Annotated in this window: 17 protein-coding genes; 7 read left to right on the top strand and 10 right to left on the bottom strand. The window is 73.0% G+C overall.

What is annotated here, in order from left to right; all coding sequences use genetic code 11:
- Window positions 1-2 precede the first annotated feature (2 nt).
- Window positions 3-884 carry a helix-turn-helix domain-containing protein gene (locus ACIPN7_RS28160; RefSeq protein ID WP_400550233.1) on the bottom strand — a complete coding sequence of 294 codons (882 nt, stop codon included), beginning with the start codon at window positions 882-884 and terminating at the stop codon, window positions 3-5.
- 43 nt (window positions 885-927) lie between these two features.
- Here ACIPN7_RS28160 and ACIPN7_RS28155 point away from each other — a divergent pair, with 43 nt between their 5' ends.
- The 3 genes from ACIPN7_RS28155 to ACIPN7_RS28145 all read left to right on the top strand — a co-directional run bounded on the left by ACIPN7_RS28155 (window position 928) and on the right by ACIPN7_RS28145 (window position 3,075).
- On the top strand, window positions 928-1,380 hold the full coding sequence (locus ACIPN7_RS28155; RefSeq protein ID WP_377232328.1) for a VOC family protein: 453 nt from the start codon (window positions 928-930) through the stop codon (window positions 1,378-1,380).
- Between the two features lie 117 nt (window positions 1,381-1,497).
- Window positions 1,498-1,671, top strand: coding sequence for a DUF4236 domain-containing protein (locus ACIPN7_RS28150; protein WP_285107395.1), 174 nt, complete (start codon window positions 1,498-1,500; stop codon window positions 1,669-1,671).
- 108 nt (window positions 1,672-1,779) lie between these two features.
- Window positions 1,780-3,075, top strand: coding sequence for a deoxyguanosinetriphosphate triphosphohydrolase (locus ACIPN7_RS28145; RefSeq protein ID WP_400550328.1), 1,296 nt, complete (start codon window positions 1,780-1,782; stop codon window positions 3,073-3,075).
- Here ACIPN7_RS28145 and ACIPN7_RS28140 read toward each other — a convergent pair.
- From ACIPN7_RS28140 to ACIPN7_RS28130, 3 genes are read right to left on the bottom strand one after another with little or no spacing between them, the layout of a single operon-like run.
- Window positions 3,065-3,949 (bottom strand): sugar ABC transporter permease, encoded by an 885-nt coding sequence (locus tag ACIPN7_RS28140; RefSeq protein ID WP_400550230.1) that lies wholly within the window; start codon window positions 3,947-3,949, stop codon window positions 3,065-3,067. The two genes, ACIPN7_RS28145 and ACIPN7_RS28140, sit on opposite strands and share 11 nt — an antisense overlap.
- On the bottom strand, window positions 3,949-5,508 hold the full coding sequence (locus ACIPN7_RS28135; protein ID WP_400550228.1) for an ABC transporter permease subunit: 1,560 nt from the start codon (window positions 5,506-5,508) through the stop codon (window positions 3,949-3,951). Before ACIPN7_RS28135 ends, ACIPN7_RS28140 begins: the two co-directional genes overlap by 1 nt.
- A complete protein-coding gene (locus ACIPN7_RS28130; RefSeq protein ID WP_400550226.1) occupies window positions 5,508-6,731 on the bottom strand; it encodes an extracellular solute-binding protein in 1,224 nt (407 codons plus the stop codon). Before ACIPN7_RS28130 ends, ACIPN7_RS28135 begins: the two co-directional genes overlap by 1 nt.
- Before the next feature lie 160 nt (window positions 6,732-6,891).
- Between ACIPN7_RS28130 and ACIPN7_RS28125 the strand changes: the two genes are divergently transcribed.
- Together ACIPN7_RS28125 and ACIPN7_RS28120 are read left to right on the top strand one after the other, a co-directional pair.
- The gene (locus ACIPN7_RS28125; protein WP_400550224.1) at window positions 6,892-7,941 is read left to right on the top strand and encodes a LacI family DNA-binding transcriptional regulator; all 1,050 of its coding nucleotides are present in this window, start codon (window positions 6,892-6,894) and stop codon (window positions 7,939-7,941) included.
- 113 nt (window positions 7,942-8,054) lie between these two features.
- The gene (locus ACIPN7_RS28120) at window positions 8,055-9,833 is read left to right on the top strand and encodes a glycoside hydrolase family 13 protein (RefSeq protein WP_400550222.1); all 1,779 of its coding nucleotides are present in this window, start codon (window positions 8,055-8,057) and stop codon (window positions 9,831-9,833) included.
- A 16-nt stretch (window positions 9,834-9,849) separates the two neighbouring features.
- Here ACIPN7_RS28120 and ACIPN7_RS28115 read toward each other — a convergent pair whose 3' ends face one another.
- Together ACIPN7_RS28115 and ACIPN7_RS28110 are read right to left on the bottom strand one after the other, a co-directional pair.
- Window positions 9,850-11,112 carry an arginine deiminase gene (locus tag ACIPN7_RS28115; RefSeq protein WP_400550220.1) on the bottom strand — a complete coding sequence of 421 codons (1,263 nt, stop codon included), beginning with the start codon at window positions 11,110-11,112 and terminating at the stop codon, window positions 9,850-9,852.
- Window positions 11,113-11,122: 10 nt separating this feature from the next.
- Window positions 11,123-12,565 carry a basic amino acid/polyamine antiporter gene (locus ACIPN7_RS28110; RefSeq protein WP_400550218.1) on the bottom strand — a complete coding sequence of 481 codons (1,443 nt, stop codon included), beginning with the start codon at window positions 12,563-12,565 and terminating at the stop codon, window positions 11,123-11,125.
- 203 nt (window positions 12,566-12,768) lie between these two features.
- Between ACIPN7_RS28110 and dusB the strand changes: the two genes are divergently transcribed.
- Both dusB and ACIPN7_RS28100 read left to right on the top strand, forming a co-directional pair.
- The gene (gene dusB, locus ACIPN7_RS28105; protein WP_400550216.1) at window positions 12,769-14,010 is read left to right on the top strand and encodes a tRNA dihydrouridine synthase DusB; all 1,242 of its coding nucleotides are present in this window, start codon (window positions 12,769-12,771) and stop codon (window positions 14,008-14,010) included.
- Between the two features lie 119 nt (window positions 14,011-14,129).
- Window positions 14,130-15,941, top strand: coding sequence for a serine/threonine-protein kinase (locus tag ACIPN7_RS28100; protein ID WP_400550214.1), 1,812 nt, complete (start codon window positions 14,130-14,132; stop codon window positions 15,939-15,941).
- Window positions 15,942-15,966: 25 nt separating this feature from the next.
- Here the strand turns inward: ACIPN7_RS28100 and ACIPN7_RS28095 are convergent, their stop codons facing one another.
- Genes ACIPN7_RS28095 through ACIPN7_RS28080 form a run of 4 tightly spaced genes read right to left on the bottom strand, consistent with a single transcriptional unit; the run spans window position 15,967 to window position 19,562 of the window.
- Window positions 15,967-16,572, bottom strand: coding sequence for a response regulator (locus ACIPN7_RS28095; protein ID WP_400550212.1), 606 nt, complete (start codon window positions 16,570-16,572; stop codon window positions 15,967-15,969).
- On the bottom strand, window positions 16,569-17,786 hold the full coding sequence (locus ACIPN7_RS28090) for a sensor histidine kinase (protein WP_400550210.1): 1,218 nt from the start codon (window positions 17,784-17,786) through the stop codon (window positions 16,569-16,571). Before ACIPN7_RS28090 ends, ACIPN7_RS28095 begins: the two co-directional genes overlap by 4 nt.
- A 10-nt stretch (window positions 17,787-17,796) precedes the next feature.
- The gene (locus ACIPN7_RS28085; protein WP_400550208.1) at window positions 17,797-18,603 is read right to left on the bottom strand and encodes an ABC transporter permease; all 807 of its coding nucleotides are present in this window, start codon (window positions 18,601-18,603) and stop codon (window positions 17,797-17,799) included.
- Window positions 18,600-19,562, bottom strand: a complete 963-nt coding sequence (locus ACIPN7_RS28080) for an ABC transporter ATP-binding protein (RefSeq protein ID WP_400550206.1) — start codon at window positions 19,560-19,562, stop codon at window positions 18,600-18,602. The genes ACIPN7_RS28085 and ACIPN7_RS28080 overlap by 4 nt, the downstream gene beginning before the upstream one ends.
- Between the last annotated feature and the right edge of the window lie 73 nt (window positions 19,563-19,635).

Genomic DNA, 19,635 nt, shown 5'->3' with positions numbered 1-19,635 from the left:
TTCTATGCCCGCTGCCGGGCGCCCCCGCGGCACGTCCGGGCGTACTCCCCCGGCGGCACGCCGACGGCCCGGACGAAGTCTCCCGTGAAGTGCGCCTGGTCGTAGTAGCCGACGGCGGCGGCCAGCCCCGCCAGGTCCAGCTCCGGGTCGCGGCCCAGCAGCTCGGCGGCGAGGTGCACCCGGTGCCGCTGCAGCACCCACTTGGGGCTCACCCCCACCCAGTCGGCGAACAGGCGCTGCAGGGAGCGCGGCGTACTGCCGACCCGGTCGGCGAGCGCCGTGACGGACGTTCCCGGGACAGCGTCGGCGATCACGGCGAACGCCTCGCGCAGGGCGGTCAGCGCCGCCGCGGAGCGGGCCGTGCGGGTGCGCTCCGCCGCGGCCCGCAGCAGCGGGGTGACGGTGCGGACGGCGGCGTCCGGCTGCCCGGCCGACGCCTGGGCGAGGGCTTGTTCGCAGGCGAGCGACGCCGTCGGGCCGAGGATCGTGGCGGGCCCGACGGCGCCGCGCTCGCCCGGGTGGGTGAGCCCCAGCAGGGCGCGGTAGCCGCCGGGGCGCAGCTTGGTGCCGACGACGCCGCCCGAGCCGGACAGGGTGCGCCGGTCGACGGCGACGGCGGGCATGGCATAGGCGAGAAACCCGACGTCCTCCGCGACGACCTGGCCCACCGGGTGGGGCACCACGGCCTGCGTGAACGTGACGCCGGGCGGCAGGTCCCAGGTGATCACCCAGTGCCAGTCCACGAGGTCGGCGAGGTCCGGGGCCGGCTCGACGCGCGCCAGCGCGAACCGGTCGCGCGCCCCCGTGGGGTTCACTATGCCGAGCGTGGGGCCGGTCTCGAGCGCCTGCGTGACGGCGGGGCCGCCGTCGAACACCTGTCGCATTCTTCCAAGACTGGCACATCCGGGCCGGGCCAGCATCGATCACATGAGGAACTCAGCCCTGCACCCCAACATCGCCGTGTCCGACGCCCGCGCCGCCATCGCCTTCTACGAGGCCGCGCTGGGGGCCGAGACGCTCGACGTGATCACGGCGGGCGACGCCGTGATCCACTCCGACCTGGTCCTGCGGTCCGCCGCGGGCGAGTCGACCTTCACCGTCGCGGGCGCCTTCCCGCCCGACTCGGCGGCGCCCGAGCCGGGCGGACCGACGCACGCGAGCTTCACGATCCCGGTCGAGGACACCGACGCGGCGTACGCCCGCGCGATCGAGGCCGGCGCGAGCAGCCTGGCCGAGCCCGCCGACTGGTTCGAGGGCTTCCGACAGGCCGCGGTGCGCTGCCCGTTCGGCCACCGCTGGTACTTCGTGACGGTCGCCGAGTCGGTCACCCCGGACGACGTCCAGCGCGCGAGCGACGCCTGGATGTCGGCCCGCGACTGACGTGTCAGACGTGCGGGTCACCCGAGGGACCTGTACGTCTGACAACTCCCTGGTTTGGTTTGCCGGACTAGCGCGGTTCGGTACGCTTTGCCCGACTCAGGGAGGAAGACAAGCATCATGGGAATCAGGTATCGCAAGCGGTTGGCGCTCGGACCGCTCAAGTTCAACATCACGCAGCGGGGCCTGTCGTCGATGAGCTTCAAGGTGGGTCCGTGGACCTGGAACTCCAAGACCAAGAAGCACTCCATCAACCTCCCCGGTGGCCTGAGCTGGTACAGCAACAACAAGTAGCGCTGCGCGGCGGAGGCAGGAACCTGCCTCCGCCGGCGACGGCACCGGCCGCTCCCCCGGGACCTCCGCGGACCGCGTGATTCCGGGATGTCGGACCGCGTGACTAGAGTGGCGGGCGTGGAGCAAGCCCTCGGGAAGAGCATCCCGCCGTCGTACAGCGCGCAGGACGTCGAGCGCTGGGTGACCGAACCGCCCAAGTCGCAGGCCCGGACCCCCTTCGAACGCGACCGCGGGCGTGTGGTGCACTCCTCCGCGCTGCGCCGGCTCGGCGCCAAGACCCAGGTGCTCGGCGCGGGGCACGACGACTTCGTGCGCACCCGCCTGACCCACTCCCTGGAGGTCGCCCAGGTGGGCCGCGGCATGGGCCGCTCCCTGGGCTGCGACCCCGACGTCGTCGACACCGCCTGCCTCACCCACGACCTGGGGCACCCGCCCTTCGGGCACAACGGCGAGACGGCGCTGGCCGAGATCGCCGAGCCGATCGGCGGTTTCGAGGGCAACGCCCAGACCCTGCGCCTGCTCACGCGGCTGGAGCCCAAGGTGATCGGGTTCGACGGCGTCCCCGCGGGCCTCAACCTGACCCGGGCCAGCCTCGACGCGAGCGTCAAGTACCCGTGGGCGTACGGCGCCGGCCCCGCCCGGCCCGACGGCACGGCCAGCCGCAAGTTCGGCGTCTACCCCGACGACCTGCCCGTGTTCACGTGGCTGCGCAAGGACGCGCCGGACGGCGTGAAGTGCCTGGAGGCGCAGGTCATGGACCTCGCCGACGACATCAGCTACTCCGTGCACGACGTCGAGGACGGCGTGGTGGCCGGCCGCATCGACCTGGACCTCATGGCGGACGCCGACGAGCGGGCGCGCGTGGCCGAGTTCGTGCGGTCCTGGTACGGCGAGTGGTACCGGGCCGACGCCGTCGACGCCGCGATCGGGCGGCTGCAGGAGTACCTGCGCGGCGAGGGCCACCTGGTGCGGGCCTTCGACGGCTCGCGCGGCTCGCTGGCCTCGCTCAAGGACATGACGAGCCAGCTCATCGGCCGGTTCATCGGCGCGGCGATCGACGCCACCCGCGCCGAGTACGGCGACGGGGCGCTGACGCGGTACGCCGCGCGGCTCGTGGTGCCCGACGAGACCGAGCACGAGATCCTCGCGCTCAAGGGCATCGCGGTGGCCTACGTGATGGCCCCGCGCGGCCAGGAGCCCCGCTACCTGCGGGAGCGGGAGATCCTGACCGACCTGGTGCGTGTGCTGGCCGACCGCGGCCCGGACGAGCTGGAGCCGCCGCTCGCCGCGGACTGGCGCGCGGCGCCCGACGACGCCGCGCGCCTGCGCGTGGTGGTGGACCAGGTCGCCTCGCTGACGGACCTGTCGGCGATCGCCCTGCACCGCCGGCTGGTCACCCCTTGACGGAGCCCGCCGTCAGCCCGCCCACGATGTACTTCTGCAGGAACAGGAACAGCGCGAGCACCGGCAGCGCCGAGACGACGGCGCCCGCGGTGAACAGGCCCCAGTTGGCGTCCTGGAGAGACGACACCCAGCCGTAGAGGCCCACGGCGAGCGTCCAGTTGTCCTCCGACTGCAGCAGCACGCGCGCGATGATGAACTCGCCGAACGTGCTGATGAAGCTGAGCAGGCCCACCACGGCGAGGATCGGCGCGGTCAGGCGCAGCACGATGGTCCAGTAGATCTGGGCGTGCGAGGCGCCGTCGATCTTCGCGGCCTCGTCGATCTCACGCGGCACGGTGTTGAAGAACCCGTACATGAGGAACGTGTTCACGCCGAGCGCGCCGCCCAGGTACACGCAGATCAGCGAGAGCTTGGAGTCCAGGCCCAGGCCGGGCACGACGTTCCCGAGCGAGATGAGCAGCAGGAAGATCGCCACGAAGGCGAGCATCTGCGGGAACATCTGGATCACGAGCAGGGCGGTGAGCCCCACCCGCCGTCCGCTGAACCGGAACCGCGAGAAGGCGTACGCGGCCGCCGCGCCCATGAGCACCGTCCCGGCGCCCGTCGCGACCGCCACCACCAGGGTGTTGGCCATCCAGGTCCAGAACCGCGTGCCGCCGAGCGCCACGTAGTTGGCCCCCGACACCGACGCGAACAGCTCGTTCGAGCCGGTGAGCGTGCCGCCGTCGGCCAGGGAGGCCGAGATGACGTAGACCAGCGGGAAGCCCGCGTAGGCCACGGCGAGGATGCCCACGAGGTGGCGCCAGCCGATCTCGGAGAACCAGCGGGCGCGCTGTCCGGGACGCCGGGCGACGTGTGCTGTCCTGGAGTTCATCAGGCGATCTCCTCGAGCGATCGGGTGCGCCGGAACGCGAGGGCGGAGATGGTCGCGACCACCACGAAGATGACGATCGACAGGGCGCTGGCCAGGCCGTAGTCCTTGGCCGCCGTGCCGTCGAGCCCGGAGACCGAGTACACCATCGAGATGAGGATGTCGGTGTGCCCCAGCGGCACCGAGGCGTCGTCGAACCGCGGGCCGCCGCCCGTGAGCATGTAGATCAGCGTGAAGTTGTTGAAGTTGAACGCGAACGACGAGATGAGCAGCGGCGCCGTCGCGACCAGGAGCAGCGGCAGCGTGATGGACCGCCACGTGCGCCAGCGGCCGGCGCCGTCGATCTTCGCGGCCTCCAGCACGTCGGTCGGCAGCGACTGCAGCGCGCCCGTGCAGATCAGGAACATGTACGGGAAGCCGAGCCACAGGTTCACGCCCAGCACCGCCAGCTTGGCGAGCACCGGGTCGGTGAGCCACGGGATCGACGCCCCGCCCAGCAGCACCTCGTTGACGAACCCGTAGGACCGGTTCAGCATGCCCGACCACAGCAGGGCCGCGAGGAACCCCGGGATCGCGTACGGCAGGATCACGAGCGTCCGGTAGATCCGGCGGCCGCGCAGGCGAGCGTCGTTGAACGCGATCGCGAGGAACAGGCCGAGCAGGAACGTGGACGCGACCGAGAGCACGGCGAACGCGAACGTCCACACCAGGATCTTGCCGAACGGCCCGGCGTAGCGGTCGTCGCCGAACGCGGTGACGAAGTTGTCCAGCCCCACCAGGACGCGCCAGCCCACGGGGAGCGTGGTGCCGTCGGCGGCCTCGAACTGGCCGTCGTCGTTGGGGGTGTACGTCACCCCGGTGGTCGTGTCGGTCATCGTGTCGGACGCCGCGTCGTACTCGAGCGTGGACGTGAAGACGTAGCCGGTGCGGGCGTCCTGCGTGCGGACCGAACCCTCGTTCGGGTCGTCCGAGACGGGGACGCGCAGCTCCGTGACCTCCTGCTGCCGCTCCAGGACGGAGGCGTACTCCAGCACGTCGTAGCCGGGCAGCGCCGTGACGCGGCCGGCGTCGACGGTCGCGCCGTCCACGGACTGCAGCGGCTGGTCGGCGGTGCCCGCCTGGACGGCGCCGTCGGGCGAGACGACGGCGAAGCCGAGCGTGTCGCCGTCGGCCACGACCGTCAGCGGCGAGGAGGGCGAGCCCTCGACCCGGCGCTCGTTCTGCACCAGGAGGGCCTCGACGGCCTGCTCCTTGGTGCTGTTGTGCCCGTCGCCGTAGTTGGTGAACGCGACGTAGCCGGTGTAGGCCACCACGTACACCTGGTAGACGAGCAGGAAGGCCAGGCCCGGCAGGATGTACTTCAGCGGCAGCGCGCGCCTGGAGAAGTAGGCCCAGTTGGCCACGAGCAGCAGCGCCACCATCGCGGCGAGGACGCCCCAGGACTCGGCGCCCCACGCGGCCAGCACGGCGTAGACGCCCAGGGCGTCGACCAGGGCGATCAGGACGAGCTTGACGAGAAACCCGGGGCTCCAGCCGGAGCCCCGGGTCACCGGTGAGTACATCAACCGATCTCGCCCTGGATGTCGGTGACCATCTTGTCCCAGGCCTTGGCCGGGTCGGACTTGCCGGAGATGATCGCGGCCTCGGTCACGCCCCAGTACGCCCACACGGCACCCATCTCGGGCAGCGACGGCATCGGGACGGCGTCGGCGCCGACGGCGCGGAAGCCCGCGGTGATCGGGTCCTCGGACGCGGTGTCGGCGGCCTCGATCAGGGCCGGCGGACGGTCGCCCGCCTCGTACAGCGCGAGCTGCGCCTCGGGCGTGGCCATGTAGTTGACCAGGAAGTCGTTGGCGAGCAGCGCGTTCTCGCTCTGCGCGCTCACGTAGAAGCCGGCCACGCCCACGAACGGCTGGGCGGGCTCGCCGCCGGCGCTCGGGAGCGGGTCGATCGACAGGTCGAGGTCGCCGAACTGCTCCAGCATCCACGGACCGCCCACGATGAACGGCGACTCGCCCTTGGCGAAGGCCGCCACGGCGATGTCGTAGGTGACGTCGGTGCTCAGGTTGCCGGCGTCGCCCTGCTCCGCGAGCCACTCGGCGAACGCCGTGCCGCCGTCGTCGCCCAGCGCGAGCTCCGGCTTGTACGAGCCGTCCTCGTTCTGCTCGAACACGGGGGCACCGAACGACGTCTGCAGCGGGTAGAACGTGTAGGGGTCGCCCTCGGTCGAGGTCTGGATCAGCAGCGGGTACTTCGTACCGGCGTCCTTGCCGGCCGCGATCGCGTCGTCCCAGGTGGCGGGCGCCTCGGGCGCGAGCTCCGTGTTGCGGATCAGCGCGATGTTCTCCACGGCGTAGGGCAGGCCGTAGACCTGGCCGTCCTGCGTGAAGGCCGAGACGGAGACCGGCTCGAAGGCGTCGGCCGTGTCGCCGAGCTCGATCGGGGCCACCACGCCGTTGGTCGTGAGCTCACCCAGCCAGTCGTGGGCGCCGACGGTGATGTCCGGGCCCTTGCCCGTGGGCACCTGGGCCAGGAAGTCAGGGCGGATGTCCTCGAAGTTCTTCAGGACCACCTCCACCTGCGCGCCCGTGGCCTCCTCGAAGCCGGTGGCCGCGTCCTCGACGGCGGCCTGGCGGGTCTCGTCGACCCACACGGTCAGGGTGCTGCCCTCCCCGTTCGGCGGGGCGGACTCCTCGCCCCCTGCTTGGTCCTCTGCGCCGCCCGAGCAGGCGGCCAGCGCCAGCGTCGTGGTCAGGACAGCGGCGGTCAGGATGCTCCGTCGCATCGTCACTCCCGATGGTTCGCGGCCCGACGTCGGGCCTGGGTTTCGATGCCCGAACCGTACGGGTCTGTCTGCCGATTGTGCAAGAAGTTGCGATAAAGTTTCAGCATCGCTTGCAACCCGGCATCCGACACCCGGCAAACACCCAGGACGAAGGAACCGCATGTCGCCTAGGCTGCCTGGCGTGCGCACCCGACTGACCGACCTCGCCGAACAGGCAGGGGTCTCCACCGCGACCGTGTCGCGCGTGCTCAACGGCAAGCCCGGCGTGGCGGGCGAGACCCGCCAGGCGGTGCTCGCCGCCCTGGACGTGCTCGGCTACGAGCGGCCGTCCGCGCTGCGCGCCCGCCCCGCCGGCCTCATCGGCCTCGTGGTCCCCGAGCTGTCCAACCCGGTGTTCCCCGCGTTCGCGCAGGCCATCGAGTCGCAGCTCGCGTCGCGCGGCTACACGCCGCTGCTGTGCACCCAGTCGCCGGGTGGCACCACCGAGGACGAGTACGTCGAGACGCTGATCGACCACGCCGTGGACGGCATCGTCTTCGTCTCCGGCAAGCACGCCGACACACGCGCCTCCACAGAGCGCTACCAGCGGCTGCGCGGGCGCGGCCTGCCGATCGTGCTGATCAACGGCTACGCGGAGGGCATCGACGCCCCGTTCGTCTCGCCGGACGACGCCGCCAGCATCGAGCTCTCGGTGCGGCACCTGGTGACTCTGGGCCACCGCAGCATCGGCATGGCGATCGGCCCGGACCGGTTCGTCCCCGCCAAGCGCAAGATCGAGGCGTTCGTGGCCCAGCTCCTGCGGCACGGCCTGGCGGCCACCGAGGAGGAGGCACGCCGGCACGTCAGCCTCACCCTCTACACGCTGGAGGGCGGCCAGGCCGCGGCCGGCGAGCTGTTCGACTCCGGGCACACCGCCGTGGTCTGCGGGTCCGACCTGATGGCGCTCGGCGCCGTGCGGGCGGCGCACGCCCGCGGCCTGTCCGTGCCCGACGACGTGAGCGTCGTCGGCTACGACGACTCGCCCCTGGTGGCGTTCACCGACCCGCCGCTGACGACGGTGCGGCAGCCCGTGGCCGACATGGCGCACGCCGCCGTGAGCGCCCTGCTCACCGAGATCCACGGCGAGCGCGCGCCCCGCTCGGAGCTGCTGTTCACCCCGGAGCTGGTCGTGCGCGGGTCGACCGGCGCGGCGCCGCACGCCGCTGTCTGACGGCCCACCGGCCGCTGTCTGACGCAGCACACTGTCCGATCGGGCGCGATTCCTCCCGTACGCTTGCAGCAAGCGTTACAGCCCCCTTTTCCCGACCCCTGAGGACGCGACACGTGACACGCACTGCCCCGATCACCACCTCCGACCTCACCGCCGGAGCCCCCGTCCACACCCCCGCCGGCAGCGGCGAGTGGTGGCGCGACGCGGTGATCTACCAGGTCTACCCGCGCTCGTTCGCGGACGGGAACGGCGACGGGACCGGCGACCTGCCGGGCGTCACCGCCAAGCTCGACCACCTGGCCCAGCTCGGCGTCGACGCCGTGTGGCTGAGCCCGTTCTACCGCTCGCCCCAGAAGGACGCCGGCTACGACGTGGCCGACTACCGCGACATCGACCCGCTGTTCGGCACGCTCGCCGACTTCGACGAGATGCTCGCCGGCGCCCACGAGCGCGGCCTCAAGGTCATCGTCGACCTCGTGCCCAACCACTCCTCCGACCAGCACGTCTGGTTCCAGGAGGCGCTGGCCGCCGCCCCTGGCTCGGCCGAGCGCGAGCGGTACATGTTCCGCGACGGCCGCGGCCCGGCCGGCGACGAGACGCCGAACAACTGGCAGTCCATCTTCGGCGGCCCGGCCTGGACGCGCCTCGCCCCGCGCGCGGACGACGGCCCGCTCGGCCCGCAGTGGTACCTGCACCTCTTCGACTCCACGCAGCCCGACCTCAACTGGGACAACCCCGAGGTCCGCGTCGAGTTCGAGGACGTGCTGCGGTTCTGGCTCGACCGGGGCGTGGACGGGTTCCGCGTCGACGTCGCGCACGGCATGATCAAGGCCGCCGGCCTGCCCGACTGGGACGGCCAGGTCGCCATGGTCGAGGGCACCGTCGAGGAGGCCACCGAGGACGCCACCGACGCGGCCGCCCCCGAGGACGGCTCCACGGGCGCGGGCAACCGCGGCCCGATGTTCGACCAGGACGGCGTGCACGACATCTACCGCGCCTGGCACCAGGTGCTCGCCGAGTACGACGGCGACCGCTGCCTGGTGGCCGAGGCCTGGGTCGAGCCGCTGAGCCGCCTGGCCCGGTACGTGCGCCCCGACGAGATGCACCAGGCCTTCAACTTCTCGTTCCTCACGGCGCCGTGGGACGCGGCGACGGTGCGCACCGTCGTCAACGCCTCGCTGAGCACCATGGAGGCCGTCGGCGCGCCCACCACCTGGGTGCTGTCCAACCACGACGTGGTGCGGCACGCGTCGCGCTTCGGCCTGGAGGAGATCGGCGGGCGTCAGCTCAACGGCATCGGCGCGACCGACCCGCAGCCCGACACCGCGCTCGGCCTGCGCCGCGCCCGCGCGGCGACCCTGCTCATGCTCGGCCTGCCCGGCTCCGCGTACCTGTACCAGGGCGAGGAGCTCGGCCTGCCCGACCACACCGCCCTGCCCGACGACGTGCGCCAGGACCCGTCGTTCTTCCGCACCCAGGGCGCCGAGCCCGGCCGCGACGGCTGCCGCGTGCCGCTGCCGTGGGTCGGCGGCGCCCCCGGCAACGGGTTCGGCCCCACGGGCAAGACGTGGCTGCCGCAGCCCGACGTCTACGCCGAGCTCGCCGCCGACCGGCAGTACGGCGTCAAGGGTTCCACCTACGAGATGTACCGGGCCGCGCTCGGCCTGCGCCGGGCCGAGAACCTCGGCGCGGGCGCGCTCGCGTGGGTCGACTCCCTGGCCGACCACCCGGACGTCGTCGCCCTGCGGGTGGCGGACGTCGTCGTGGTCGCCAACCTCGGTGCGTCGCCGTTCGCGCTGCCCGCCGAGGCGCAGGTGCTGGTGGCCTCGGGTGAGCTCGACGAGGACACGGGCGAGCTGCCGTCGGACACGACGGTCTGGCTGCGCGCCTGACGCGTCCGGGCCCGGCTCAGAAGGCGGGCTCGCGGATGATCGGGCAGGTCATGCAGTGCCCGCCTCCGCGGCCCCGCCCCAGCTCGGCGCCCGTGATCTCGATGACCTCGATGCCGGCCTTGCGCAGCAGGTCGTTCGTGGTGGTGTTCCGGTCGTAGGTGAACACGACGCCCGGCTCCACCGCGACGGCGTTGTTGCCGCTGTCCCACTGCTGCCGCTCGGACTCGTAGACGTCACCGCCGGTCTCGATCACGCGCAGCGAGCCGAGGCCGGTCTCGCGGGCCACGACGTCCAGGAACGGGGTGCTGCCCTCGTCCGTGACGGCCACCTCCCCGTCGGCACCGGGCCGCAGCACGAACGGGTGGATCGCCTCGACGATGCGCGGGTAGACGGTCACGGTGTCGACGTCGGCGAAGGTCATGACGGTGTCCAGGTGCATCGCCGAGCGCAGCTTGGGCATGCCCGCGACGACCACCTGCTGCGCCGCGCCGCCCTCGAACAGGGCCGCGGCGACCTGCGTGATCGCCTGCCGCGACGTGCGCTCGCTCATGCCCACCAGCACGGTGCCGTTGCCCACGGGCATGACGTCCCCGCCCTCCAGCGTCGCGCGCTGGTGGTCGGTCTCCGGGTCGCCCCACCAGACCGTGGACCCCACGAAGTCCGGGTGGAACTCGTAGACGGCCTTCATCAGCAGCGTCTCGTCGTGCCGGGCGGGCCAGTACAGCGGGTTGAGCGTCACTCCGCCGTAGAGCCAGCAGGTCGTGTCGCGCGTGAAGAGCGTGTTGGGCACGGGGGCCATGAGGTACTCGCGGGCGTCCTGCGTGTACTCGGCGAGCGACCGGTAGGCCGCCGGCAGGTCCGGCACGTCGTGGGTCGCGAGGCCGCCGATGAGGTGCTCGGCGAGCTGCTCCGGGGCCAGCCCCTCCAGGAACCCGCGGGTCGCGTCGATCAGCCCCGGCCCGACGATGCCGGGGACGATCTTGCGGTCCAGCAGCCAGTCCCGGGCCCCGGGTACCCGCAGGGTCGCGGCGAGGACGTCGTGCAGCTCGACCACGTCGACGTCGCGCGCCCGCAGGTCCGCGACGAACGCGGCGTGGTGCTCGATCGCCCGGTCCACCCACAGCACGTCGTCGAACAGCAGGTCGTCCGAGTTGGTGGGCGTCAGGCGCCGGTGGGCGAGCCCGGGCCGACAGACCAGCACCTTGCGCAGGCGCCCGACCTCCGAGTGCACGCCGTAGGCCGCCGAAGGCAGGGTCGTCCCGCCGCTCTGGATCGTCATGATGCCCCTTTCAGATGGAGATCGCGCCCGTGGCGAGCGCGACGACGCCGATCACCGCGCCGATCACCGACACGACGAAGATCACCAGCTCGCCCCGGCTGAACACGCGCCGGCCCTGCTCACGCCGGGTCATCGCGAACAGGATGGTCGCCGGGGCGTAGATCACGAACGACAGCAGCACGAACGTCAGCCCCGCCGCGAACAGCAGGAACGCGGTGTACAGCACGGCCAGGGCCGCGATGACGAGGTCGCCGGTGGTGCGGGTGCCCGCTGCCGGGCCACCGCGGCCCAGCGCCAGCTTGAGCGCGTAGCCCGCGGCGAGCAGGAACGGGATGAGGGACAACGCGCTGGTCAGGTCCAGCGCGAAGGTGAACGCGTCGTCCGACAGCAGCGTGATGAACAGGACCACCTGGATCAGGGCGGTCGTCAGCAGGAGCGCCGCGCGGGGCACGTCGTTCGCGTCCTGCGCTGCGAGGAACCGTGGCATGTCCCGGTCCTTGGCCGCGACGTACAGCACCTCGGACGACATGAGGGTCCACGCGAGGTAGGCACCGAGCACCGACACGATCAGACCGACGCTCACGAACACGGCTCCCCAGCCGCCGACGGCCGCCTCGAGCACGCCCGCCATCGACGGCTGGCGCAGGTCGGCGAGCTCCTCCATCGGCAGGATCCCGTACGACACGATCGTCACGGAGGCGAAGATCGCGAGCACCATGAGGAAGCCGAGGACGGTCGCCCGGCCGACGTCCTCCCGGCGGCGCGCGTGCCGGGAGTAGACGCTCGCGCCCTCGACGCCGAGAAAGACGAACACCGTGGCCAGCATGGTGCCGCGGACCTGGTCGAACAGCGGGCCGGTGATGCCGTAGCCCTCGAAGTTGTCCATGAGCACCTGCGGGTCCAGCAGGAACGCCGTGATCAGCACGAACACGATGATCGGCACCAGCTTGGCGACGGTGACGATGCGGTTGATCGCCGTCGCCTCCTTCACCCCGCGGCGCACGAGCAGGTAGAACAGCCACACGCAGGCCGAGGACGCCACGAACGCGACGAGGGTGTCGCCCTCCCCGAGCACGGGCAGCACCGCGCCCAGCGTGGACATGATGAGGATCCAGTAGGTGACGTTGCCGACGCAGGCGCTCGCCCAGTACCCGAACGCCGAGAAGAAGCCGAGGTACTCGCCGAACCCGGCCTTCGCGTACGCGTAGACCCCGGAGTCGAGGTCGGGCTTGCGGATCGCCAGCCGCTGGAAGACGAAGGCGAGCATGAGCATCCCGGTGCCGGCCACCGTCCAGGAGATCAGCGCCCCGAGCACCCCGGTCTCGCCCGCGAACCGGCTGGGCAGCGAGAAGACCCCCGCGCCGACCATGGAGCCCACCACCATGGCGGTGAGCGTGGCCACGCTGATCTTCGCCGTGCGACCCTGCGTGCTGCTCTCCGACTGCTGCGCCATCGCGAGACCCCCATGCGGTCGAGCACGGTCCGGTTGCACCTCTGCCGGAGCGTCGCGACCTCTCGGCGCTCCGGCAGAGCAATTACATACATGGGGGGAACTAGTCGGCAAAAGATGTCAGACCCGGCTTCCTGCCACGCCCGTCGACCGGGCTGTGGTCCGCGTCGCAGCGGGTGTCCGCCGTCGTGCGCCAGAATGGACCCGTGACCTCCCTGCTCGGCTCCGCCCCGCTGCCCGACGCCGCCACCCGTCCGGGTGACGCGGCGCGCCCGGGCTCGCCCGTGCTCGCGCCCCTCCAGATCGGGCCCATCACGGTGGGCACGCCCGTGGTGCTCGCACCGATGGCCGGCGTGACCAACCGCGCCTTCCGCACCCTGTGCCGCGAGGCGGGGCGGTCGGCCGGGTTCGACCCGGGCCTGTACGTCGCGGAGATGGTCACCAGCCGCGCGCTGGTGGAGCGCAACGTCGAGGCCCTGCGGATCGTCACGTTCGGCGCGGACGAGACGCCGCGCTCCGCGCAGGTGTACGGCGTGGACCCGGCGACCGTGGGTGCCGCCGTGAAGATCATCGCGGGCGAGGACCGGGCCGACCACGTGGACCTCAACTTCGGCTGCCCGGTGCCCAAGGTGACGCGCAAGGGCGGCGGGGCCGCCCTGCCGTGGAAGCGGCAGCTCTTCACGGACATCGTCCGGGCTGCGGTCGAGGCCGCCGAGCCGCACGGCGTGCCCGTGACGGTCAAGATGCGCAAGGGCATCGACGACGACCACCTGACGTACCTGGAGGCGGGCCGGATCGCCGAGTCGCTCGGCGCCGCCGCCGTCGCGCTGCACGCCCGCACCGCCGCCCAGCACTACTCCGGCCAGGCCGAGTGGGAGGCCATCGCGCGTCTCAAGGAGGCCGTGCGGACGGTGCCCGTGCTCGGCAACGGCGACATCTGGTCCGCCGAGGACGCGCTGCGGATGGTCACGGAGACCGGTGCCGACGGCGTCGTCGTGGGCCGGGGCTGCCAGGGCCGCCCCTGGCTGTTCGCCGACCTCGCCGCGGCGTTCAACGGCTCGGACCTGCGGATACGGCCCGGCCTGCGCGAGGTCGCCGACACGATCTACCGGCACGGCCAGCTCATGATCGAGTACTTCGACGGCGACGAGGGCAAGGCCATGCGCGACCTGCGCAAGCACATGGCCTGGTACCTCAAGGGCTACGCCGTGGGCGGCGAGAAGCGGCACTCCCTCGCCCTGATCGACACCCTGGCCGAGCTGCGCGAGCGGCTCGACGCCCTGGACCTGGACGCCCCCTACCCCGGGGACGACGCCGAGGGCCCGCGCGGCCGTGCCGGCTCCCCCAAGACCCCGCACCTGCCGTACGGCTGGCTCGACTCCCGGGACCTGTCCGAGGAGTTCGAGGCCAAGCTCCGCGAGGCGGAGCTGAGCGTCTCCGGCGGGTAGAACTCCCCGGGAGCCGGGCGGTCGCGACCTGGTCCGATACGCTCCTGCTGCCGCCCGGGTGAATGTGTCAGCAGGTCACCACGCCCCGGGTGGGCCCATCCGACCCGAGGGAGTCCTCCGTGCTGTCCGACGTGGCGCGACGTGTCCGAGTACCTGAGATCAGGCCCTCCACCGCCGACGACCCGCCCGAGATCGGCGGCTACGAGATCCGGGGCCGGCTCGGCCAGGGCGGCATGGGCGTGGTGTACCTCGGCGCGACCCGCAGCGGCCGGCTGCTCGCGATCAAGGTGATCCACCCGGAGCGCACCGGCGAGAGCGAGTTCCGGACCCGGTTCCGCCGCGAGGTGTCGGCCGCGACGCGGCTGCGCAGCCACCGCACGGCGGCCGTCGTCGACTTCGACGTCGACGCGCCCACGCCCTGGCTGGCCACGGAGCACGTGCCCGGACCCACCCTGGCGCAGGCCATCACCGAGCTGGGGAGCCTGCCCGAGGAGGCCGTCCGCGAGCTCGTCGCCGGTCTCACGGAGGCCCTCGACGCGATCCACCGCGAAGGACTCGTCCACCGCGACGTCAAACCCACGAACGTGCTGCTCGGGCCCGACGGGCCGGTGCTGATCGACCTGGGCGTGGTCGCCGACTCCGACGCCACCTCGCTGACCACCACGGGCGTCCAGCCGGGGACGCCCCAGTTCATGTCGCCCGAGCAGGCCCGCGGCGAGGCCGTCACCACCGCCACCGACGTGTGGTCGCTCGGCGCCGTCGCCCACCTCGCGGCGACCGGCACCCCGCCGTTCGGGACGGGCAGCCTGGCGACGGTCACCTATCGGATCGTGCACGAGCCGCCCGCCCTCGACGCCGTGCCGCCCGGCCTGCGCGGTCTGGTGACCGCGTGCCTGGCCAAGGACCCTGCCGCGCGCCCGACCACGGCGGCGGTGCTCGCCTCGCTCGCCGACCTGCCGTACGTCGAGGCCGAGGTCACGACGGGCTCCGGCCTGGCCGGCGCGGACACGGTGCTGGGCGCGGAGCAGGCGCCGGGCACGGGCTCGGACCGCCCGGCGGCGCCCGCGCCGAGCCGGGCGCGGCGCCGGGTCCTGACCGGCCTGGTCGCGCTCGGCCTGGTGCTGGCCGGAGGCGGGGCCGCGGCGGCCCTCGTGCACTTCCTGGGCCCCGACGACACGCCCAGCACGTCCACCACGCCCCAGGCCGAGGGGTCCGCGCCCGCGGAGCCCTCCGGCACGCCGAGCCCCAGCCCGAGCCCGAGCGAGCCGTCGAAGGATCCGTCGGCGTCGCCCAGCGCCCCGGTCACCCCTGTCGACGAGCCGGACGACGGGGCCGCCGAGGAGCAGGACGCCGTCCTCACCGAGTTCCGGCCGGGTACCGTGTCGATCCCGGCGCAGGTCGAGGTGGGCCAGAAGATCACCGCGTGGCCGAAGGGCTGGGCGCCGCAGCCGGAGAGCAGCACGTGCGTGTGGAGCGTCGGCGGCGAGGAGCGGGACAACCTCGGGTCGTGCAGCTATACCGTCGCGCTCGGCGACGTCGGCAAGCCCGTCCAGGTCCGGCTGACCGCCGGCCGGTCGGGTTACACGGAGGCCGCGGTGCTCTCCAACTCCACCGGCACGGTGCCCCAGCCCACCGTGCCGAAGCCGAGCTGCGGGGTATACCTGACCGCGGGCACGGTGCACGCCGGCTGGTTCGCCCACTGCGAGGTCAACCAGGACCCGAACGTCACCTATACGTGGACCTACGTCGACATCGACGGCGGCGTGGCCATCGGATCGGCCGAGGAGCCGGCCGGTCCGCGCACGTGGATCCGCGGGAGCCACAAGGGTAACCGCGTGACCGTGACGGTTGAGGCAGAGCGGGCGGGCTACCGTTCAGCCGAGTTCCGCACCACGTTCACCATGCCAGCCGACTGGACCCCGGCCGAGTGACCTGCCCGGCGCGACCCGGTGAGCCTCACAGCCACCCGTTCTCCCGCGCGATCCGCACCGCCTCCGCCCGCGTCCGCGCGCCCGTCTTGCCCATCGCGGAGGACAGGTAGTTGCGGACCGTCCCCTCCGACAGGTAGGCCTCCCCCGCGACCTGGGCCACGGTCCCGCCGTCGGCGGCGAGGGCGAGCACGTGGGTCTCCCGCTCGGTGAGCGGGCTGGAGCCGACGGCCAGCGAGGCGACCGCCAGGTCCGGGTCCACCACGCGCAGGCCCGAGTGCACCCGGCGCACGGCGTCGGCGAGCTGCTCGGCAGGGGTGTCCTTGACGACGAACCCGCTCGCCCCCACGTCCAGCGCGCGCCGCAGGTAGCCGGGGCGGCCGAACGTGGTCACGATCAGGGACCGGCAGCCCGGCAGCTCGGCCCGGATCGCCGCTGCCGCGGCGATCCCGTCCAGGCCGGGCATCTCGACGTCGAGCAGCGCGACGTCGGCCCGCGCGGCCCGCGCCGCGGCCACCACCTCGTCGCCGCGCCCCACCTGCGCCACGACCTCCAGGTCGGTCTCCAGGTCCAGCAGCGCGGCGAGCGCGCCGCGCACCAGCGCCTGGTCGTCGGCCAGCAGCAGCCGGATCATGCGGTGTCCTTCCTGTCCTGTGCGGGTCCGTCAGGGGCGCGCACCTCCAGCCGGAGGCCGCCCAGCGGGCTCGGCCCGGTCGCCACGGCCAGGCCCGCGGCGCCGGCCCGTTCGGTCAGGCCCGTCAACCCGTGCCCGTTCGACGCCGCCGCCTCGTCCCCGCGCCGACCGCGCCCGTCGTCGTCCATCACCAGGGCGTCCGGCGTCAGCGTGACCACGACGTGGCGGGCGGCCGCGTGCCGCAGCACGTTGGTGGTGCCCTCCCGCAGCGCCCAGGCGAAGACGTCGCGGCGTCCCTCGGCGACCTCGTCCACCGCGCCGGGCAGGTCGGCGTCGATCCCCGCGGCGTCGAAGGCGGACCGGGCCGCGGCGAGCTCGCCCGCCAGCGTGACCTGGCGCTCGCCGGCCACCATGCCCCGCATGTCCGCGAGCGCCGAGCGGGCGAGCGCCTGGATCTCGGCGAGCTCGTCCGCCGCCCGCTCCGCGTTCGGGGTGAGGGCGGGTGCGCCGTCCTGCCCGGCACCTGCTCGTAGCAGCCGGGCCGCGAGCTCGGCCTTGACGGACACGACGGTCAGGGAGTGGCCCAGGATGTCGTGCATGTCGCGGGCGATCCGTTCGCGCTCTCGGGAGACGGCGAGCGCCGCGACCTCCTCGTGGGCCAGGACCAGCTTCCGGTTGCGCTCGACCACGCCGCGGAGGCCGAGCACGGCGAGGCTCGCGAGGACTGCCGAGACCACCGTGCCGTCCTCGGGCTGCCAGCCGGGTACCACCCGGGGCAGGAGCAGCAGCCCGAGCAGGAGTGCGACGACGGTCACGATGCCGGCCCGCCGCGGCATGATCAGCACCATGCTGACGCAGACGAACACGAGCCCGACGAGGCCGTGCTGCGCGGCGGCGAGCGTGGTCAGCCCGATGCACACGAGCTGGGCGGCGACGAGGAGCGCCATCTCGCCTCGCGTCGGCGGCCTGCGGCTCCGGAACCGGTAGAGCGCCCGGACGAACAGCGCCGCGGTCCCCGCCACGCCGACCACCCCGGTTACGCGGAGCGCGACGGTCGGGGCCGCCAGCGACGCCCGGAACGGTTCGGCGAGGAAGACGATCCAGATCATGCCCAGCGCCGGGCCGTACCGGGCCAGCCCGGCCCCCTGGTAACGGGCCGGCTCGGCCTTCCGGCCCCAGGCCGACCCGTCGAGCGGCGTCTGTCGCGTGGTCACGCCGTCATCCTCACACCCGGGCCGTGTCCTTGCGGAACCGCCAGACGGCCCCGGCGAGGAAGATCAGCGTCCAGGCCACCACGTTGACCACGGCCGCGGCGCTCACGGAGCCGCCGCCGAGCGGGGCACGGACGAGCTCGGCGAGGCCGTAGGTGGGGACGACCTGGGCGACGGTGGCGAACCAGGTGTCGCCGAGCGGCATGAACAGCCCGCCGGCGAAGGACAGCAGGGCCAGGGCGGGGCCGAGGATCTGGATCACGTTCTCCGTGGGCAGGAGGTAGCCCATGAACAGCCCGAAGGCGGCGAAGACGAGCGAGCCGAACCAGGCGATGAGCGCGCACGCGATCCAGGCGGACACCGGCATCCGCGCCCCGGCGAAGGCGCCCACCACGAGCGTGACGACCACCGACACCGCCCCGAGCGTCATCGACGCGAGCACCTTGACCAGCACGTACGCCCAGGGGTTCAGCGGCGTGAGGCGCAGCTGCCTGGTCCAGCCCTGGGCGCGCTCCACGGCGACGCCCGCCCCGCCGGACGTCGCCGTCAGCAGCGCCCCGTAGAGCGCCATCGAGACCAGCACGTAGGCGACGACGTTGGTGTCCGGGCCGACGGGGGTGGAGCGGTACTCGGCGGAGGTGCCGAACAGCAGGAAGAACACGGGCGGCATCACGAACGAGAAGACCAGGGAGCGCCGGTTGCGCAGCATGCGTCGCAGCTCGAGCCCCAGGTAGGCGCGGACGGCCCCGGCTCCGGGGGTCGGGCGCCCGGCGGTGCGCGACGTCGGCCGGGTCACCTCGGGCAGGGACGTGGCGGTCATCGGGTGGCTCCTTCGAGGGTGGTCGGGGCGGTCGTGGTGGTGCGGTCCGAGGTGAGGGCGACGAACGCGTCCTCCAGGTTGTCGGACGTGATGCTCAGGTCGTGGGCGCGGGTGGCGGTGAGCAGGTGGCGGGCCACGGTGTCCGAGTCCGCCGTGCGCACGAGCAGCCGGGTGGCGCGGACGTCCACGCTGTCGACGCCCGGCAGTGCCCGAACCTGGCCGGCGGCGCGGGCGGCGGCCTCGGCGTCGTCCAGCTCGGCGCTCAGGGTGCGGCCCGACGCGAGCGCCTTGACCTGCGCCGCGCTGCCGTCCGCGACCACGCGGCCGTGGCTGACCAGCACGATCCGGTCCGCGTAGGCGTCGGCCTCCTCCAGGTAGTGCGTGGCGAAGACGACGGTGCGGCCGGCCGCCGCGTCGTTCCGGATCGCCGCCCAGAACTCGCGGCGACCCTCCACGTCCATGCCCGTGGTGGGCTCGTCGAGCAGCAGGAGGTCAGGCTCGGAGACCAGGGCCATCGCGAACCGCAGGCGCTGCTGCTGGCCGCCGGAGCACTTGGCGACCTTGCGGTGGGCGAGGTCGGCGATCCCGGCGCGCTCCAGGAAGGGCGTTGCGGGCCCCGTGCGGCCGAACAGCGCCGCGGTGAGCTCGACCGTCTCGCCGACGGTGATGTCGCGCAGGAGGCCGCCGGTCTGCATGACGGCGGCGACCTGGCCGTCGGCGATCGCCCGGCCCGGCTCCTTGCCGAACACGCGGACCGTGCCGGACGTCGGCGCGGCCAGGCCGAGCACCATGTCGATGGTGGTGGTCTTGCCCGCGCCGTTCGGCCCCAGGAAGGCCACCACCTCGCCGGGCCGGATCGTGAGGTCGAGGCCGTCGACGGCACGGACCGTGCCGCCGGGCCCACGGAACTCCTTGACGAGGCCGCTCGCCTCGATCGCTGGGGCAGTTGTCGATGTCATGCCTTCACTCTGCTGCGCCGGCACGCGCCGGACCGCTGCCGGGTGTCACGAGGTCGACATGACATCTGTCATC

The organism is Promicromonospora sp. NPDC090134 (genome assembly GCF_044746965.1).
Taxonomy (GTDB): Bacteria; Actinomycetota; Actinomycetes; order Actinomycetales; family Cellulomonadaceae; genus Promicromonospora.
This window is presented reverse-complemented; position numbering and strand designations above follow the sequence as displayed.

Excerpts from the sequence above, each read along its gene's own strand:
- ACIPN7_RS28155 (WP_377232328.1), top strand. The coding sequence starts at position 928 with ATGAGGAACTCAGCCCTGCACCCCAACATCGCCGTGTCCGACGCCCGC.
- ACIPN7_RS28130 (WP_400550226.1), bottom strand. The coding sequence starts at position 6,731 with ATGCGACGGAGCATCCTGACCGCCGCTGTCCTGACCACGACGCTGGCG.
- ACIPN7_RS28115 (WP_400550220.1), bottom strand. The coding sequence starts at position 11,112 with ATGACGATCCAGAGCGGCGGGACGACCCTGCCTTCGGCGGCCTACGGC.
- ACIPN7_RS28110 (WP_400550218.1), bottom strand. The coding sequence starts at position 12,565 with ATGGCGCAGCAGTCGGAGAGCAGCACGCAGGGTCGCACGGCGAAGATC.
- ACIPN7_RS28160 (WP_400550233.1), bottom strand. The coding sequence starts at position 884 with ATGCGACAGGTGTTCGACGGCGGCCCCGCCGTCACGCAGGCGCTCGAG.
- ACIPN7_RS28140 (WP_400550230.1), bottom strand. The coding sequence starts at position 3,949 with ATGAACTCCAGGACAGCACACGTCGCCCGGCGTCCCGGACAGCGCGCC.
- ACIPN7_RS28150 (WP_285107395.1), top strand. The coding sequence starts at position 1,498 with ATGGGAATCAGGTATCGCAAGCGGTTGGCGCTCGGACCGCTCAAGTTC.
- ACIPN7_RS28095 (WP_400550212.1), bottom strand. The coding sequence starts at position 16,572 with ATGATCCGGCTGCTGCTGGCCGACGACCAGGCGCTGGTGCGCGGCGCG.
- ACIPN7_RS28125 (WP_400550224.1), top strand. The coding sequence starts at position 6,892 with ATGTCGCCTAGGCTGCCTGGCGTGCGCACCCGACTGACCGACCTCGCC.
- ACIPN7_RS28080 (WP_400550206.1), bottom strand. The coding sequence starts at position 19,562 with ATGACATCGACAACTGCCCCAGCGATCGAGGCGAGCGGCCTCGTCAAG.
- ACIPN7_RS28135 (WP_400550228.1), bottom strand. The coding sequence starts at position 5,508 with ATGTACTCACCGGTGACCCGGGGCTCCGGCTGGAGCCCCGGGTTTCTC.
- ACIPN7_RS28085 (WP_400550208.1), bottom strand. The coding sequence starts at position 18,603 with ATGACCGCCACGTCCCTGCCCGAGGTGACCCGGCCGACGTCGCGCACC.